The organism is Pseudonocardia sp. HH130630-07, assembly GCF_001698125.1.
Classification (GTDB): Bacteria; Actinomycetota; Actinomycetes; order Mycobacteriales; family Pseudonocardiaceae; genus Pseudonocardia.
The window spans coordinates 5299333-5314363 of the sequence record NZ_CP013854.1; the positions used below are offsets into that span (position 1 = coordinate 5299333).

Annotated in this window: 14 protein-coding genes and 1 pseudogene; 9 read left to right on the forward strand and 6 right to left on the reverse strand. The window is 75.4% G+C overall.

Features of this window, described 5'->3' with window-relative positions:
* The 3 genes from egtC to AFB00_RS25125 are packed head-to-tail and all read left to right on the forward strand — an operon-like array spanning window position 1 to window position 3339.
* Window positions 1-783: an ergothioneine biosynthesis protein EgtC gene (egtC, locus tag AFB00_RS25115; protein WP_068799239.1), complete on the forward strand. Its 783-nt coding sequence runs from the start codon at window positions 1-3 to the stop codon at window positions 781-783.
* 32 nt (window positions 784-815) lie between these two features.
* The gene (egtD, locus tag AFB00_RS25120) at window positions 816-1814 is read left to right on the forward strand and encodes an L-histidine N(alpha)-methyltransferase (protein WP_197519994.1); all 999 of its coding nucleotides are present in this window, start codon (window positions 816-818) and stop codon (window positions 1812-1814) included.
* Window positions 1815-1851: 37 nt separating this feature from the next.
* A complete protein-coding gene (locus AFB00_RS25125; protein ID WP_068799240.1) occupies window positions 1852-3339 on the forward strand; it encodes a serine hydrolase domain-containing protein in 1488 nt (495 codons plus the stop codon).
* Window positions 3340-3348: 9 nt separating this feature from the next.
* Here the strand turns inward: AFB00_RS25125 and AFB00_RS25130 are convergent, their stop codons facing one another.
* Window positions 3349-4134 carry an AraC family transcriptional regulator gene (locus AFB00_RS25130; protein WP_068799241.1) on the reverse strand — a complete coding sequence of 262 codons (786 nt, stop codon included), beginning with the start codon at window positions 4132-4134 and terminating at the stop codon, window positions 3349-3351.
* A 56-nt stretch (window positions 4135-4190) separates the two neighbouring features.
* On the opposite strand from AFB00_RS25130, the gene AFB00_RS35675 reads away from it, so the two are divergent.
* The gene (locus tag AFB00_RS35675; RefSeq protein ID WP_068799242.1) at window positions 4191-4766 is read left to right on the forward strand and encodes a class I SAM-dependent methyltransferase; all 576 of its coding nucleotides are present in this window, start codon (window positions 4191-4193) and stop codon (window positions 4764-4766) included.
* A 16-nt stretch (window positions 4767-4782) separates the two neighbouring features.
* Window positions 4783-5196 (forward strand): cupin domain-containing protein, encoded by a 414-nt coding sequence (locus AFB00_RS25140; RefSeq protein ID WP_068799243.1) that lies wholly within the window; start codon window positions 4783-4785, stop codon window positions 5194-5196.
* A gap of 222 nt (window positions 5197-5418) precedes the next feature.
* Here AFB00_RS25140 and AFB00_RS36435 read toward each other — a convergent pair.
* Window positions 5419-6356, reverse strand: a pseudogene (locus tag AFB00_RS36435) (IS5 family transposase).
* Between the two features lie 70 nt (window positions 6357-6426).
* Here AFB00_RS36435 and AFB00_RS25150 point away from each other — a divergent pair.
* The gene (locus tag AFB00_RS25150; RefSeq protein ID WP_231974062.1) at window positions 6427-7704 is read left to right on the forward strand and encodes a reverse transcriptase family protein; all 1278 of its coding nucleotides are present in this window, start codon (window positions 6427-6429) and stop codon (window positions 7702-7704) included.
* On the opposite strand, the gene AFB00_RS25155 is transcribed toward AFB00_RS25150, so the two are convergent.
* Window positions 7701-9167 carry an MDR family MFS transporter gene (locus AFB00_RS25155; protein WP_083275812.1) on the reverse strand — a complete coding sequence of 489 codons (1467 nt, stop codon included), beginning with the start codon at window positions 9165-9167 and terminating at the stop codon, window positions 7701-7703. The genes AFB00_RS25150 and AFB00_RS25155 overlap by 4 nt on opposite strands.
* A 158-nt stretch (window positions 9168-9325) precedes the next feature.
* Here AFB00_RS25155 and AFB00_RS25160 point away from each other — a divergent pair, with 158 nt between their 5' ends.
* Both AFB00_RS25160 and AFB00_RS25165 read left to right on the forward strand, forming a co-directional pair.
* The gene (locus AFB00_RS25160; RefSeq protein WP_068800640.1) at window positions 9326-9994 is read left to right on the forward strand and encodes a TetR/AcrR family transcriptional regulator; all 669 of its coding nucleotides are present in this window, start codon (window positions 9326-9328) and stop codon (window positions 9992-9994) included.
* A 246-nt stretch (window positions 9995-10240) separates the two neighbouring features.
* Window positions 10241-11323, forward strand: a complete 1083-nt coding sequence (locus AFB00_RS25165; RefSeq protein ID WP_068800641.1) for an MFS transporter — start codon at window positions 10241-10243, stop codon at window positions 11321-11323.
* Between the two features lie 69 nt (window positions 11324-11392).
* Here the strand turns inward: AFB00_RS25165 and AFB00_RS25170 are convergent, their stop codons facing one another.
* The 3 genes from AFB00_RS25170 to AFB00_RS25180 all read right to left on the reverse strand — a co-directional run bounded on the left by AFB00_RS25170 (window position 11393) and on the right by AFB00_RS25180 (window position 14166).
* The gene (locus tag AFB00_RS25170; RefSeq protein WP_156819717.1) at window positions 11393-12100 is read right to left on the reverse strand and encodes an NUDIX hydrolase; all 708 of its coding nucleotides are present in this window, start codon (window positions 12098-12100) and stop codon (window positions 11393-11395) included.
* Between the two features lie 37 nt (window positions 12101-12137).
* Complete coding sequence (locus tag AFB00_RS25175; RefSeq protein WP_068799245.1) at window positions 12138-12524, reverse strand: VOC family protein; 387 nt, start codon at window positions 12522-12524, stop codon at window positions 12138-12140.
* A gap of 196 nt (window positions 12525-12720) precedes the next feature.
* On the reverse strand, window positions 12721-14166 hold the full coding sequence (locus AFB00_RS25180; RefSeq protein ID WP_083275814.1) for an acyl-CoA synthetase: 1446 nt from the start codon (window positions 14164-14166) through the stop codon (window positions 12721-12723).
* A gap of 52 nt (window positions 14167-14218) precedes the next feature.
* Here AFB00_RS25180 and AFB00_RS25185 point away from each other — a divergent pair, with 52 nt between their 5' ends.
* Complete coding sequence (locus tag AFB00_RS25185; RefSeq protein ID WP_068799247.1) at window positions 14219-14968, forward strand: IclR family transcriptional regulator; 750 nt, start codon at window positions 14219-14221, stop codon at window positions 14966-14968.
* Window positions 14969-15031 lie beyond the last annotated feature (63 nt).

Genomic DNA, 15031 nt, shown 5'->3' on the forward strand with positions numbered 1-15031 from the left:
GTGTGCCGGCACCTGGCACATCTCGGTCCCCCGCGCACGCTGGCCGCGCTCCTGCTCGAACCGGAGCACGGGCTGCTCGCGCAGTCCTACGCCCCGGCCGACATGCGGGGCGGCGGCACGATCAACGCCGACGGGTTCGGCGTGGGCTGGTACCCGCCCGCCACCGCCGGCGGCCCGGCCGGGCCGGTCCGGGTCCGCTCGGCGAAGCCGATGTGGGCGGATCCGTCGTTCGCCGCGCTGGCCGGGGCGACGTCGTCGGGGGCGGTGCTGGCGGCGGTCCGCTCGGCGACGGTCGGCATGCCGGTGGTGGAGACGGCCGCCGCCCCGTTCACCGGGGACCGGTGGCTGTTCAGCCACAACGGCGTCGTCCGGGGGTGGCCGGGGTCGCTCGCGGCGCTCGCCGGCAGGCTGCCGGTCACCGACCTGCTGACCCTGGACGCCCCGACCGACGCCGCGGTGCTGTGGGCGCTGGTGCGCCACCGGCTCGCCACCGGTGCCGATCCCGCGGACGTGCTCGCCGGGGTGTGCGCCGACGTCGAGCGGGACGCACCCGGATCACGGCTCAACCTGCTGCTGACCGACGGCGGCACGGTGTGGGCGACCGCGTGGCGGCACGCGCTGGCCGTCCGTTCGGCCGCCGGGGCGACGACCGTCGCGTCCGAACCCACGCACGCGTTCCCCGACTGGACTCAGGTGCCCGACCGGCACCTGGTGATCGCCCGACCGGGCCGTCACGAGCTGTACCCGGTGGCACCCCACCGGCGACGCGAAGGAGAGCAGTGACCAGTCCAGCAGGCAGCCCGGCCGGAAGCACGGTGTCCGCGGCGGGCGGAACCGGCACCACCCGGCTCGACGTCCATTTCACGAACTCCGACGCCAGGGCGGACCTGCGCGCCGACGTGGCCCGCGGGCTCACCGCGGTACCCAAGGAGCTCCCGCCGAAGTGGTTCTACGACGCGCGGGGCTCGGAGCTGTTCGAACGGATCACCGACCTGCCGGAGTACTACCCGTTCCGGACCGAGCGGGCGCTGCTGGCCGACTCGGTCGCCGACATCGCGCGCTCGTCCGGGGCGGACACGGTCGTCGAGCTGGGGTCGGGGTCCTCGACCAAGACCCGGCTGCTGCTCGACGCCTTCCTCGCCGCGGGGACGCTGCGCCGCTACGTCCCGCAGGACGTCAGCGAGTCCGCCCTGCAGGGTGCGATCGAGGAGCTGCACCGGGAGTACCCCGACCTGACACTGCACGGTGTCGTCGGCGACTTCACCACCGACCTGGCCCGGCTCCCCGGCGCGGATCCGGGCGGGCGGCGGATGATCGCCTTCCTCGGCGGGACGATCGGCAACCTGCTCCCGGGTCCGCGGCACGCGTTCCTCACCCACGTGCGGGAGATCCTCGCGCCGGGGGAGCAGTTGCTGCTCGGGACCGGCCTGGTCACCGATCCCGCGGTGATGGTGCCCGCCTACGACGACGCCGACGGCATCACCGCGGACTTCAACCGCAACGTCCTGCGGGTGCTCAACCGGGAGCTGGGGGCGGACTTCGACGTGGCGGCGTTCGACCACGTCGCGCACTGGGACCCCGCCAACTCGTGGATCGAGATGCGCCTGCGCGCGGCCCGCGACCTGCGGGTGCGGGTCGCCGAGCTGGACCTGGAGGTCGCGTTCGACGCGGGCGAGGAGCTGGTGACCGAGGTGTCGGCGAAGTTCCGGCCGGAGGCGATCGACGAGTTCGCGACCGCGGCCGGGTTCACGACGACCCGGCGGTGGACCGATCCCGACGAGCGGTTCGCACTGAGCCTGCTCACCGCCGGCTGAGTTGCAGTCAACCGTAATTCCGGAATAACGTAGCGGCATGACCGCTGCGGACACCTCGACCGGCCGGCGTGTCCTGGCGGGCATGCTGGCCGGTGCTCTCCTGTGCGGGGCGCTCGGTGCCCTGCTCGCCCCCGTCCCCGCGAGTCCCGGGCCGGCCACCAGCGGCGACCCGGCGCTGGCCGAGCGCCTGCGCGGGCTCGCGGGGGAGGGCCGGCACGGCCTGGTGGCCGCGGTGGTCGACGGCGGGAGCGTGCGGGCGGCCGGCATCGGGGACGACGGGAACGGCGCTCCGCTGGACACCACGACGCCGTTCGAGATCGGGTCGGTCACCAAGACGGTGACCGGCGCGGTGCTGGCCGACCTGGAGCAGCGGGGCGTCGTGCGCGGCACCGACCGGGTCCGCGACGTCGCGCCACAGCGGTCGTGGGGCCGGGTCGGCGAGGTGACCCTCGCCGAGCTGGCGTCACACCGCTCCGGCCTGCCGGTCGACTCCGGCGGGTTCGCGAACCTGCTGGCCCGCTACGGCAACGGCCTGCTCGGCACCGCACCGGAGCGGCGCACGCCCGACGAGGTGTTCGCGGCGGCCGACGGCGCCGACCTCGGACCGCGCGGGCAGGACGTCTACTCCAACCTCGGCGTCGCCCTGCTCGGCCAGCTGCTGGCCGAGCGGACGTCGACGCCGTACCCGCAGCTGGTCGAGCGGGTCGTGACCGGCCCGCTCGGGATGGCTTCGACGGTGCTGCCGGACGCCCGCCCGGCCGGTGCCGCGCTCGGCCACGGCCGGCAGGACCGGCCGCTGCACGCCTGGATCAGCCCCGGCGACGCGCCGGCCGGGATCGGGGTGTGGTCCACGGTGGACGATCTCGTCCGCTACGTCGGCGCGCTGGACGACCCGGGGTCCGCGGTGGCCGCGGCGGCCCGGCCGCGGTTCGACTCCGACCAGGGCCGGATGGGGTACGGCTGGGAGACCCTGGAGGGCGACGGGCGGACGTTCCTCTGGAAGAACGGCGGCTCCGGCGGCATCTCGACGTCGGTGCTGGCCGAACCGGGCCGGGACCGCGCGGTCGTCGTCTTCGGCAACTCCGACCGTGGTGTGGACCGGATCGCGCTCGCGCTGCTGGAGGCGCCGGACCTGTTCGGCGGCGGGTCCGACGGCCCGGACCTGACCGGCTGGCTGCAGCTCGCGCTGGCCGTGGTGTTCCCGGTGTACGCCGGGCTCGCCGTGCTCGTCACCGCGCGCGGGGGCTGGTTGCGCCGCGGCCCGTTCCGGCTCCCGGAGCTGGTCGGAGCCCTCGGCTGGGCGGTGTTCTTCCTGACGGTCGCCTGGAGCCGGGGCGAGATCGGGTGGGCCGTGCTGCCGTTCTGGGTGCTGGGGTGCGCGGTGCTCGGCGCCGGCCTGGGGCTCGCCGTGGCCCGCCGCGACGACGTCGAACCCGGGGACCGCGACTGGCGGGGCGCCGTGCTCGCCGTGCTCGTCGGCGCGGGCACGCTGACGGCGGTGGTCGTGGCGGCGGCGCTCGCCTGAGCCGGGTGTTCAGCGGGTGCTGCCGCGGGCGGCCGGCGGGGTGACCCCGGTGGCCCTGCGGAACGCGGCCACGAACGCGCTGGGGGTGGCGTAGCCGACCCGGCGGGCGACCGTCGCGACCGGGAGGCCCGATCCGAGCAGCTCCAGTGCGGCCCGGACCCGGAGCTGGGCCCGCCAGCGGCCCGGGCCGAGCCCGGTCTCGGCCCGGAACAGCCGGGACAGCGTGCGTTCGCCGGCCCCGGTCAGCCGTCCCCAGGCGGCGAGGTCGCGCGGGTCGGCGGGATCGGCCGCGAGCGCGTCGGCCACCCGGCGGGCCCGCGGATCGCGCGGCCACACCAGGCGGACCGCGGTGCCGGGGCCACCGGCGTCGCGGGCCGGTCGGAGCCGGTCGAACAGGACGGCCTCGGCCCGCCGGCGCTCGCCGGGGTCCAGGCCGGTGTCGGCGAGGTGGTCGATCAGCGCGGCGAGCAGCGGATCGACGCCGAGCACGGCGGGCTCGTCCCCGCCGTCCGGTACCCGGTCCGGCCACAGGTAGACCCCGCGCATCGCGGACGCCTCGGTCGCCGTCGTCACGTGCGGGACGCCGGCCGGGATCCACAGCGCCCGGCCCGGCGTGAGCACCCAGCTGGTCGCACCCAGCCCGATCCGCAGCACCCCGCGGGCGGCCCAGGCGAGCTGGTGCGCGGGATGGCTGTGCTCGCCGAACACGTGCCCGCGGTCCAGCGGGATCCGGGACACGACGACCGCCGCGCCGGGGAGGTCCGGCGCGTGGACCGGGAGGCCGGAACGCGACACGAACCGGCAGCCTAGCGGCTCCCGGCCGCGCCGGATCCGGCCTAGCGTCCTCCACCATGGCGATGAACGTGCTCCACCAGCGGATCTGCCGCTCCGACTCGTGGGCGGACCGGATGCACGGCACGACGCTCCCGTGGGCCACCCGCGACGTCGAGCTCGACGGCGAGGTGCTCGAGATCGGCCCGGGCTACGGCGTCACCACCCGGTGGCTGGCGCCCCGCGCCGGAGCGCTCACCGCGCTCGAGGTCGATCCGGTGCTGGCCGCCGACCTGCGCGACGGCCTGGGCCGGGAGCTGGGGGTCGACATCCGGCACGGCGACGGTGCGGCGCTGCCGTTCCCGGACGGGAGCTTCGACGCCGTCGTCTGCTTCACGATGCTGCACCACGTCCCGACCCCGGCGGAGCAGGACCGGCTGTTCGCCGAGGCGGCCAGGGTGCTGCGGCCCGGCGGGACGTTCGCCGGGATCGACTCGCGGCTGTCGCTGCGGTTCCGGCTGATCCACGTCGGCGACACCATGACCGTGGTCGACCCGGCCGGGCTGCCGGACCGCCTCTCGGCCGCCGGGCTGGCGGCACCGGCCACCGAGCTGGGACAGCGATCCTTCCGGTTCCGGGCCGCCCGGCCGTCCTGACGGTTATCGTCGCGCCATGTCCACCGACCGGCGCCACGACGGCGTCCGCGTGATCCAGCGCGACGCGCTCGACCCGAGCGGCACCGACGTCCCCGGCGGGTGCCGGGCCGGGGCGCTCGCCGTCCGTCCGGCGGCCGGTACCGGGCCGCACCGGCACGGTGACCTGGAGGACGTGTTCTACGTGGTCCGTGGCCGGGCCCGGATGACCTGGGGGGAGAACCGCGAGTTCGCCGCCGAGGCCGGCCCCGGTGCGTTCATCTCGGTCCCGCCGTTCGTGCCGCGCCAGCAGATCAACGCGCTCGACGACGAGCCGCTGGAGTGCGTGCTGACCCGGTCCGGGCAGGCCCCGATCGTCGTGAGCCTGGACGTCGACGGCGTCGCCGAGCCCGGCACCGGGCCCACGGACGGCCGCGCGCACCCTGGCCGGTGACGGCCCCGGCGCTGTTGTAGCGTCGCCGACGATGCGGCGGCGGACGGACGAGTGGGCGGTCGTCCCGGCTCCGGCCGGGGCCCGCGGCTCCGGGGTGACCCCGGGGTGCACCGGTACTGCGCAGCACGGCGTCCCGCGCGCGTCGGGCAGGACAGCGCTGCCTGCGGCGCGCGGCGGACAGCGAACACGGGTCGTCGGCCGCCGCCGCATCACCCGGAGCGGCTAGGGCATGTCTCCCAATAGGCGTGACCAGGTGATGCAGGCGCTGAGGACGGTGGCGGCGCGATAGGTGATGGCGAGTTTGTCGTAGCGGGTGGCCAGCCCGCGCCACTGCTTGGTCAGGGTGAAGTGGCGTTCCACGACGTTGCGGCCCTTGTAGGTCTCAACGTCGAGTCCGGGTGGTCTGCCGCCGAGGGAGCCGCGGCGTTTGCGGGCGGCGATCTCGTCGCGTTTCTGCGGGATGACGGTGGTGATCGAGCGGCGGGCCAGTGCGCGCCGGTTGACCCCGGATGAGTAGGCCCGGTCGGCCACCACGGCGTCGGGTCGGGTGCGGGACCGTCCCGCGCCGAGGCGGGGGACGCGGATGTCGGCCAGGACCTGCTCGAGCATGGCGCCGTCGTTGCGCTGCCCGCCGGTCACCACCACCGCCAGCGGCCGGCCCCGCCGGTCGACCGCGGCATGGATCTTCGTCGTCAGCCCGCCACGGGAACGGCCGATGCCGTGACCTGCGGGTTCTCGCGGTCCGCCGAGCGGGCTGGGCATGAACCCGTCAGGGGATTTCGTGTAGTTCGACCGTGCCCCCTGTGTCCTGCTCGGGGCGGGTGGTGTTCGTGGCGTGCTGGTGCGCCCGGTTGATCGTGGCGTCCACCGACACCTGTCAACACCGTCCAGTCGATCTCGCCCTTGGCGTCGGCCTGGGCCAACAGTGCGGCCAGCACGGTGTCCCAGGTGCCGTCAGCGGCGTAGCGGCGGTGTCGCTTCCACACCGTTTGCCAGGGCCCGAACTGCTCCCGCGGCAGATCTCGCCAGGGGATCCCGGTTCGGTATCGGAAGATGATCCCCTCCACCACGCGGCGATCCTCGCCGAACGGGTGCCCACGCCGCCCGGCGTTGGAGGGCAGCAGCGGCCCGATCAACTGCCACTGAGCATCCGAGAGCAGCGCGAACCTCGACGAACTCACCGGCTCATCCTGCCGGCAGTCCGGACACCCATATGGGAGACACGCCCTAGTGGCCCCGGGCGCGCAGGTCGTCGCGGCGCTCGCCCGGCAGGGCCGGTGGGACACGGTGTCGCTCACCGACCGGCTCGCCGTGGCCTCCGGCTGGTCCGGGCCGGAGGAGATCGCGGGCGTCGTCGGGCACCTCGTCGGCCGCTGGCGGCGGGAACCGACGGTGCCCGACGACCTGTTCGCCGCGCAGGTGGCCGAACTGCTCGCGCTGCCCCGCAGGCACCTGCGGGTCGGTGCGCCACCGGAGCCGGTGTGGCGCTGGCCGGTGGCGCGGTGGACCGACGTCGCGATGGTGGCGCGCGGCCTGCACCTCGACGAGGGAGAGCTGGCCTGGTTCGCCGACACCGGCGGCTGGCTCCGGCACGTTCCGGACGGGCCGCTGGGTCACTACCGGCGGCGCTGGACGGCGTCCCGGCCGGGCACCCCACGGCTGATCGAGGCTCCGGCCCCGCGACTCGCCGAGCTGCAGCGCAGGCTGCTCCGGCGGGTGCTCGACCGGATCCCGGTGCACCCGGCCGCCCACGGGTACGTCCCGGGCCGCGGCCCGCGCACCCTCGCGCTGCTGCACGCCGCGCGGCCGATGGTGCTGCGGCTGGACCTGGAGGGCTTCTTCAGCCACGTCACCGGGGCTCGGATCGCCGGTCTGCTGCGCACGGCGGGGTATCCGGAGGCCGTGGCCACCACCCTCGCCGGGCTGCTCGTGACCGCGACCCCGCCGGCCGTGCTCCGGGCCTGCCCGCCCGCGGCCGATCCGCAGCCGCGCCGCCGCCTGCTCGACCGGCTCGCCGCGCCGCACCTCCCGCAGGGCGCACCCACCTCGCCCGCCGTCGCGAACCTGCTCACGCACCGGCTGGACCGGCGGCTCAGTGGTCTCGCCGCCGCCGTCGGGGCACGGTACGGCCGCTACGCCGACGATCTCGTCCTCAGCGGTGCCGCGAACCTCCCGGTGCACGGTCTCGCCGCCCGGGTCGCGGCGATCGCCCGCGAGGAGGGGTTCCGGGTCCGGCCCGGCAAGACCCGGATCGCGCCGGCCCACCACCGGCAGCGGGTGACCGGTCTGGTGGTGAACTCGGGCTCGCCCGCGGCGTCCCGGCGGGACTACGACGACCTGCGGGCCCTGCTGCACAACGCGGCCCGGACCGGTCCCGCGGCGCAGAACCGGGCCGGGCACCCGGCGTTCCGGGAGCACCTGGCCGGCCGGATCGCCTGGGTCGGCGGCGGCCGGCCCAGGCGGGCGGAGGTGCTGAGATCGCTGTTCGACGCGATCTGCTGGGACTAGTGCACGCCGACCGACACGGGCCGGGCGGCCCCGCTCCGGCGCCGGACCGCCAGGGCCACCCCGACGGCGGCGGTGGCGACGACGGCGGCGCAGACGAACGCGGCCTGCGTGCCACCGGCGTCCACCCCGGTGGACACCGAGGCCGACGCGGCGACGGTGACCGTGGTGAACAGCGCGGTCCCGACCGCGCCACCGAACTGCTGCAGGGTGCTGAGGATCGCGCTGCCGTGCGAGTCGAGTGACGACGGCAGGTTCCCCAGCGCGTCGGACATGACCGGCGTGAGGATGAAGGCCACCCCGACCATCATCAGCACCAGGTGGATCGCGACGACCACCCACACCGCGGACGTCGCGCCGAGCGTGGTGAACAGCCACTGCGCGATCGCGACGAGCGCCGTCCCCGGGATGACGAGCGGGCGCGCGCCGAACCGGTCGTAGAGCCGCCCGACGACCGTTCCCAGCACCGCCATCGTGAGCCCGCCCGGCAGGATCGCCAGACCGGTGACGAACGTCGACGCGTGCAGCACGTTCTGCAGGTAGAGCGGGAGCAGGACGAACGAGCCGATCAGTCCCATCATGCTGAGCACGATGAGGACCAGCGACACGGTGAACCGGCGGTGGGTGAAGGCCCGGAGATCGAGCAGTGCCCGGTCCTCGCGCTGCAGGCGGACCTGACGCAGCACGAACAGGACCAGGGAGAGAGCACCGACGACGATCGGGATCCACGGCGCGATCGGGGCCTCACCGTTGACCGACTCGCCGATGCTGCTGATGCCGAACAACAGGCCGCCGAAGGCGAGGGCGGAGAGCACGACCGAGGGCAGGTCCAGGGGAGCGGCCGGGCCCCGCCGGGTCGACTCGAGCCTGCGGGCGCCCGCGACGAGCGCGAGCAGCGCGATCGGCAGGACGATCCCGAACATCCAGCGCCAGCTCAGCGAGGTCAGGATGATGCCGGAGACGGTCGGGCCGATGGCGGGTGCGACGCCGATCGCGAGGGAGACCGTGCCCATCGTCGCGCCACGGCGCTGCGGCGGGATGAGCCGGACGGCCGTGGTCATCAGCAGCGGGAGCATCACCGCGGTGCCCGACGCCTGGATGATCCGGCCGAGCATCAGCACCGCGAAGCCCGGCGCGAGCGCGCAGACCAGCGTCCCGAGCACGAACAGCGTCATCGCGGCCAGGAAGATGTGCCGCGGGCTGAAACGGTCGAGCAGGTAGCCGGTCATCGGGATGACCACCGCCATCACGAGCAGGAACCCGCTGGTCAGCCACTGGGCGGTGCCCACGGTGATCGAGAGGTCCTGGACCAGGACCGGGAGCGCGACGCTCATGATGGTCTCGTTCAGGATCATCACGAACGCCGAGGCGGCCAGCAGCCAGATGACCAGCGGCACCGCCGTCGACTCGGACTCCGTCGCGCGGGGTCCGGTCCTGGCCGCCGGCTCGGAACCGGTGATCTCCATACGTCTCTCCTGTCTGGGTGCGCAGATGCCGGGACTGCCTCCGGCCGTCGGGGCGGGGTCGGCGTCGACCGCCCGGGATGAACCGGAGAGCCAACTCCGCTTCTGCCGACACTGTACGTTACCGGAGAGGGGTCTCCGCTACTGCTATCGTGAGCGGCGTGGCCAGCGACGCATCACGTCCACCGGTGGCGCTGCGACAGGACGCGCAGCGCAACCGGCGCCGCATCCTCGACGTGGCCCGCGAGGTCTTCACCGAGCAGGGGCTGGACGCACCCCTGGTCGAGATCACCCGGCGGGCCGGGATCGGGGACGGCACGCTCTACCGCCGGTTCCCGACCAGGGCCGACCTGCACGACGCGCTGCGCGAGGACTCCCGGGAGTCGCTGGAGCGGATCCACCAGGAGATCGAGTCGATCGAGGACGGGTGGACCGCGCTCGTCACCACGTTCGAGCGGGCGTGTGAGCTCACGGTCGCCGACCGCGCCCTCGGCGAGCTGTTCGCGATCGAGAACGCCGGCGACGACTGCGCCGAGCGGCGCCGGCACGACCGGTCCCACCGGCTGATCGACGACGTGGTGGCCCGCGCCCACCGGCAGGGCGCGGTGCACCCGGACCTGACGTCGGGGGACGTGCACATCGCCATCACCGCGCTGACGGTCCTGATCCCGGCGATGGAGGCGGTGACGCCGGGGGCGTGGCGCCGGCAGCTGACGTTCGTCCTGAACGGGCTGCGGCCCACCGGCGCCCCGGCACCGCCCGACGTGCCGGCGATCACGGCGGCGCAGCACGGCGAGATCGTGGAGCGCCTCTTCCACCGGCGCCGCTGACCCGGCTCGGAGCGCGGGGCCGGCCGGGGTACGGTCGGCGGTGATGGGCACTCCCGAGGCGAGCAGGGCGTAGCCACCGGTCCTCCCGGTGGCGGCGCCCTCTGCTGCCCGCTCCCGGTGACGTGACCGGCTCCGCCGTCCGCACCGGTCAGCGGGCCGTACCGGCCCGCTCCACCACGGAGTCGTCCCGTGTTCCCTCTGCTCGTCCTCGCCTGCGCCGTGTTCGCCCAGGCGACCTCGGAGTTCATGCTCGCCGGCCTGGTACCGGTGATCGCCACCGAGCTCGGTGTCCCTCCGCTCGCGGCCGGGTCGCTGACCTCGGCCTTCGCCGCCGGAATGGTCGTCGGGGCCCCCTCGATGGCCCTGGTCGCCCGCCGGTGGCCCGCGCGCCCCACGCTGACCGCGTTCCTCGCACTGTTCGTGCTCGCCCACGTGGTGGGGGCGTTGACCCCCTCGTTCGGCGTGCTGCTCGCGACCCGGATCGTCGCGGCGCTGGCGAACGCGGGGTTCCTCGCCGTGGCCCTCGCCGTCGCCGTGCGGATCGCACCGGCCGGCCGGACCGCGCGGGCGACCGCGACCCTGCTCGCGGGCACGACCTTGGCCCTGGTGGTGGGGGTACCGGCGGGTGCGGCGGTCGGCCACGCCCTCGGGTGGCGGGCCACGTTCTGGGCCGTCGCCGCGGTCGCCACCGTCGCGCTCCTCGCGGTCCCGGCCGGGGTGCCGCGCGAGACGGGGACGACCGGCACCACGCCCGGCGTCGGGCGGGAGCTGATCGCCCTGCGGCGCGCACCGGTGGTCGCGGCACTGGTCGCCGGTGCGCTGGTCAACGGCGGCACGTTCGCCGCCCACACCTACCTGGCCTCGGTCCTTGACGCGGCCGGCGTTCCGGTCCCGGCGGGACTCGCCGTGTTCGGCGTCGGGGCGTTCGCCGGGGTCACGGTGGCCGCACGGTTCGCGGACGCCCGTCCCCGCGGGCTCGTCACGACCGGGCTCGTGGTCCTGGTGCTCGGCTGGACCACGCTCGCGACGGCGGACGGCGCGATCCGGATCCTGCTGCTCGGACCGGTCGCGGCCGCCGCGTTCGCCGTCGGCTCCACGCTCGTCGCGCGAACGCTGGCCCTGGCGACCGGCGCCCCGGCCCTGGCCGGTGGGACGGCGACGGCGGCGCTCAACCTCGGCGCGACGCTCGGACCGCTGCTGGGCGGGGCGGCTCTGGCCGTCGCCGGGCCGGCCGGGCCGCTGTGGGCCGCGCTCGGGCTGGTGCTGCTCGCGGTCCCGGTCGCCGGCCCGGCACTCGGCGAGCGCAGATCGGCAGCGGACGGCTCCTGATCGGCCGGTGCCGGATCCGCACCGACCGGCATCGGGCGGCGTCGACGTGGGTGCCGGACACCCCGGCGGTCAGCGCCGGAGGAGATCGGCCAGGTCCAGCTCCGGGCCCGGCGGCCACGGCCGGTGCCAGCCGCCGAGCCGCAGCACGGCGTCGAGGACCTCACCGGTGAAGCCCCAGACCACGTCCGGGCCGATCCGGAAACCGGGTCCGCGCCAGGCGCCGTCGCCCGCCTGCAACCGGATCCGGTGCGCCGGATCGGCGAGCGCGGCGAGCGGGACCCGCAGCACCGCCTCGGTCTCCCGCGGATCGGCGGGGGCCAGCGGGCCGGGGGAGTGCCAGTGTGCGAGCACCCCGGTCACGTGGAAGCCGCTGAGCAGGACGAGCCGGGGCAGCAGCGCGACGACGTCCACCCCGGCCGGATCGAGCGCGGTCTCCTCCACGGCCTCCCGCAGCGCGGTCCCCGCCGGGTCGGAGTCGCCGTCGTCGCGCCGGCCGCCGGGGAAGGAGATCTCGCCCGGGTGGTGGCGCAACCGGCGGGCCCGGCGCTGCAGGACGACACCGGGCCCGTCGTCGTCCCGGTAGAGCAGGACGAGCACCGCCGACTGGCGGGCGTCGACGTGGTCGGCCGGATGGTCGTTGCGGCTGATGTCGCCGGCCCCGGCCGACGCGAGGCCGGTCAGCAGCGGAGCCATCCAGGCCGGGGCCCGGCCGGGGTCGGCATGGGCGGCGGCCAGCCAGGCGCGGGCCGCGGCGAGTGCCGGGTCGTCGTCGGTCACACCGTCGATCATGCTCCCCGGCCGGGCCCCGCCGGGACTACAGGTACGGCCGGGTCAGGATCTCCAGGCCGTGCCCGGCCGGGTCGCGGAAGTAGACCCCGCGCCCGCCGTGCCCGTGGTTGATCTCGCCGGGCCGGCGGCCGTGCGGATCGGCCCAGTGCTCGACGCCGTCGGCCACCAGCCGTGCGTACGCCCGGTCGAACAGCTCGTCGTCGACGAGGAAGGCGTAGTGCTGCGGCTGGATCTCCGGGAACGCGTCCGCCGGCAGGTCGGCGAACTGGATGAGGACGCCGCCGTCGAGCATCAGGTTGGTGAACGGCCCCCAGGACGGGGCGTCGGCCGCCTCCAGGACGTGCCGGTAGAACTCCGCCGACACCGTGCGATCCCGGGCGGCGACGATGGTGTGGTTGAACGTGCAGGTCATGGGTCTCCTCAGGACGAACTGCGGGACCGCGCGACACGACCGGACTACACGACCGGAGAAGGAGCTGCACCCGCGGGCCCGTGCGGGATGCCGACGCATGGCGTCGGCGGTGCGATGACTCCTTCCGCTGGGCCCATCGGGGGCGCATCCGGGACGCTAGCAGCGAGCCCCGGTGGCCGGCGAGCACAATGTGTGCTCAGGTCCCGAGCAGCTTCTTCTGCACCTTCCCCATCGGGTTCCGCGGCAGTGCGTCGACGAACACGACCTCCCGCGGGCGCTTGTGCCGCGACAGCTGGGCGGCCACGTGGTCGATCAACGCCTCGCCGGGGCCCTCGCCGACGACGAACGCCACGATCTTCTGGCCCAGGTCGGGGTCGGGCAGGCCCACGACGGCGACCTCGGCCACCGCCGGGTGGTCCAGCAGCACGGCCTCGATCTCGCCGGAACCGATCCGGTACCCGCCGGACTTGATCAGGTCGGTGGACTCGCGGCCGACGATCCGGTGGAACCCGCCGGCGTCACGCACCGCGAGGTCGCCGGTGCGGAACCAGCCGTCGGCGGACCAGCACTCGGCGTTCGCGTCCGGCCGGTTGAGGTAGCCGCCGAACAGCATCGGGCCCCGTACCTCCAGCCGGCCGACGGTCTCGCCGTCGTCCGGGACGGCACCGGTCTCGCCCTCCTCGGCCGGGGCCAGCCGGGTCGTGGCCCCCGGCACCGGCAGCCCGACCCAGCCCGCGCGACGTTCGCCACCGGCCGTCGCACTGAGCGTGATCATCGTCTCGGTCATGCCGTACCGCTCGACCGGAGCCTGGCCGGTGAGGCCGGCGATCCGCTCGAACAACGACGCCGGCAGCGGCGCGCTGCCCGAGACGAGCAGCCGGGCCCCGGCCAGCGCCCTGGCGGACTCCGGCTCCTCGACGATCCGGTTCCACACCGTCGGCACCCCGAAGTAGACGGTGCCCCCCGCCGCGGCGTAGCGGGCGGGCTGGGGCTTCACGGTGTGCACGACCCGCGACCCGCGCCGCAGCGACCCGAGCACGCCGAGGATCAGGCCGTGCACGTGGAACAGCGGCAGGCCGTGCGCGACGGTGTCGTCGGGGGTCCAGTCCCACACCTCGAACAGGGCGTCGAGCCCGGCCGCGATCGCACCGCCGGAGAGCTGCGCCCCCTTGGGTGCACCGGTGGTCCCCGAGGTGTAGAGCAGCATCGCGGTCCGCTCCGGATCGGTCTCCCGGGCCGTGACCGGCTGCGAGCCGGGTACGACCGGCGGCAGGGACACGTCGTCCGGGCACGCCCCGGCCCACGCCGTCGCGCCGGAGTCGCGGAGCACGTGCCCGCGCTCGGCCGGGCCGGAGTCCGGCGGCACCGGGACGACCGGTACTCCCGCGAGCAGGCACCCGGTCACCGCCACGACGGTGTCCAGCGACGCGGTGGCGTGCACCGCCACCGGACCGTCGCCCGGGATCCCGGCGGCGAACCGGCCGGCCCGGTCGAGCAGCTCGGAACGGGACAGCGCATCGTCGCCGACGACGACCGCGCGGTCGAGATCGTGCCCGGCCGTGAGCGAGGTGAGCAACAACGTCGTTCTCCCGTCGGTGAGCTCTTGTCGATCGGTCCACCAGGTGGCACGGTGGTTCACCATGTGGACCGACCCTGCAGGACGCTAGGTCACCCGTTCCGGAGGGGTCAAGCTCGTGGCGGCGACGAACAGTGTGGTCTCGGCGATCCGCGTGCTCGAGGCGGTCGGCGCCCGGCAGCCGATCGGCCTGTCCGAGCTCGCCCGTGCGGTGGGGCTGCCGAAGTCGACGGTGCAGCGGACCCTGCAGACGCTCGCCGAGGTCGGCTGGTGCCGGGCCGACGACCGGTCGCGCTGGCGGCTGACCTACCGGGCGTTCGCCGTCGGCAACCAGGCCCGCGACGCCGGCGGCCTGCGTGAGCGGGCCCTGCCGGTGCTGCACGAGCTGCAGCTCACGACGGGGGAGACGGTCCATCTCGCCGCGCCGGACGGCCGGGAGCTGGTGCTCGTCGAACGGCTGGACACCGCGCACCGGCTGCGCGCGTTCCTCCCGCTCGGCCAGCGGATCCCGCTGCACGCCTCGGCCACCGGGCAGGCGTTCCTGGCCGCCTGCCCGGACCCCGAGATCGAGGACTACCTCGACGGCCCGCTCGCGCCGTCGACCCGCCGGACCGTCGTCGGGCCGGACGCGTTGCGCGCCCGGCTGCGGGACGTGCGGAACCGTGGCTGGTCGGTGAACCCCGAGGGACTCACCGACGGCATCGCCGCGGTGGGCGCGGCGATCCGGGGCGCCGACGGCCGTCCGGTGGGCGCGCTGTCGGTCTCCGGCCCGACCGTCCGGATGACCGACGAGGTCTTCGACGCGCACGGCCGGGCCGCCGCCGAGGCGGCCGGGCGCATCTCCCGGGAGCTGGGCGCCCGGGACTGACCCCGCACCCTCCGCTCGTCGGTGCACCTGCTCGCGGCGTGCCGCGCCCCACGCGCAGGGTGC

Bases quoted from the DNA above. Each gene is read 5' to 3' on its own strand.
- AFB00_RS25155 (WP_083275812.1), bottom strand. From the start codon at position 9,167: ATGGAGATCACCGGTTCCGAGCCGGCGGCCAGGACCGGACCCCGCGCG.
- AFB00_RS25165 (WP_068800641.1), top strand. From the start codon at position 10,241: ATGCTCGCCGGCCTGGTACCGGTGATCGCCACCGAGCTCGGTGTCCCT.
- AFB00_RS25175 (WP_068799245.1), bottom strand. From the start codon at position 12,524: ATGACCTGCACGTTCAACCACACCATCGTCGCCGCCCGGGATCGCACG.
- AFB00_RS35675 (WP_068799242.1), top strand. From the start codon at position 4,191: ATGGCGATGAACGTGCTCCACCAGCGGATCTGCCGCTCCGACTCGTGG.
- AFB00_RS25140 (WP_068799243.1), top strand. From the start codon at position 4,783: ATGTCCACCGACCGGCGCCACGACGGCGTCCGCGTGATCCAGCGCGAC.
- AFB00_RS25125 (WP_068799240.1), top strand. From the start codon at position 1,852: ATGACCGCTGCGGACACCTCGACCGGCCGGCGTGTCCTGGCGGGCATG.
- AFB00_RS25180 (WP_083275814.1), bottom strand. From the start codon at position 14,166: ATGGTGAACCACCGTGCCACCTGGTGGACCGATCGACAAGAGCTCACC.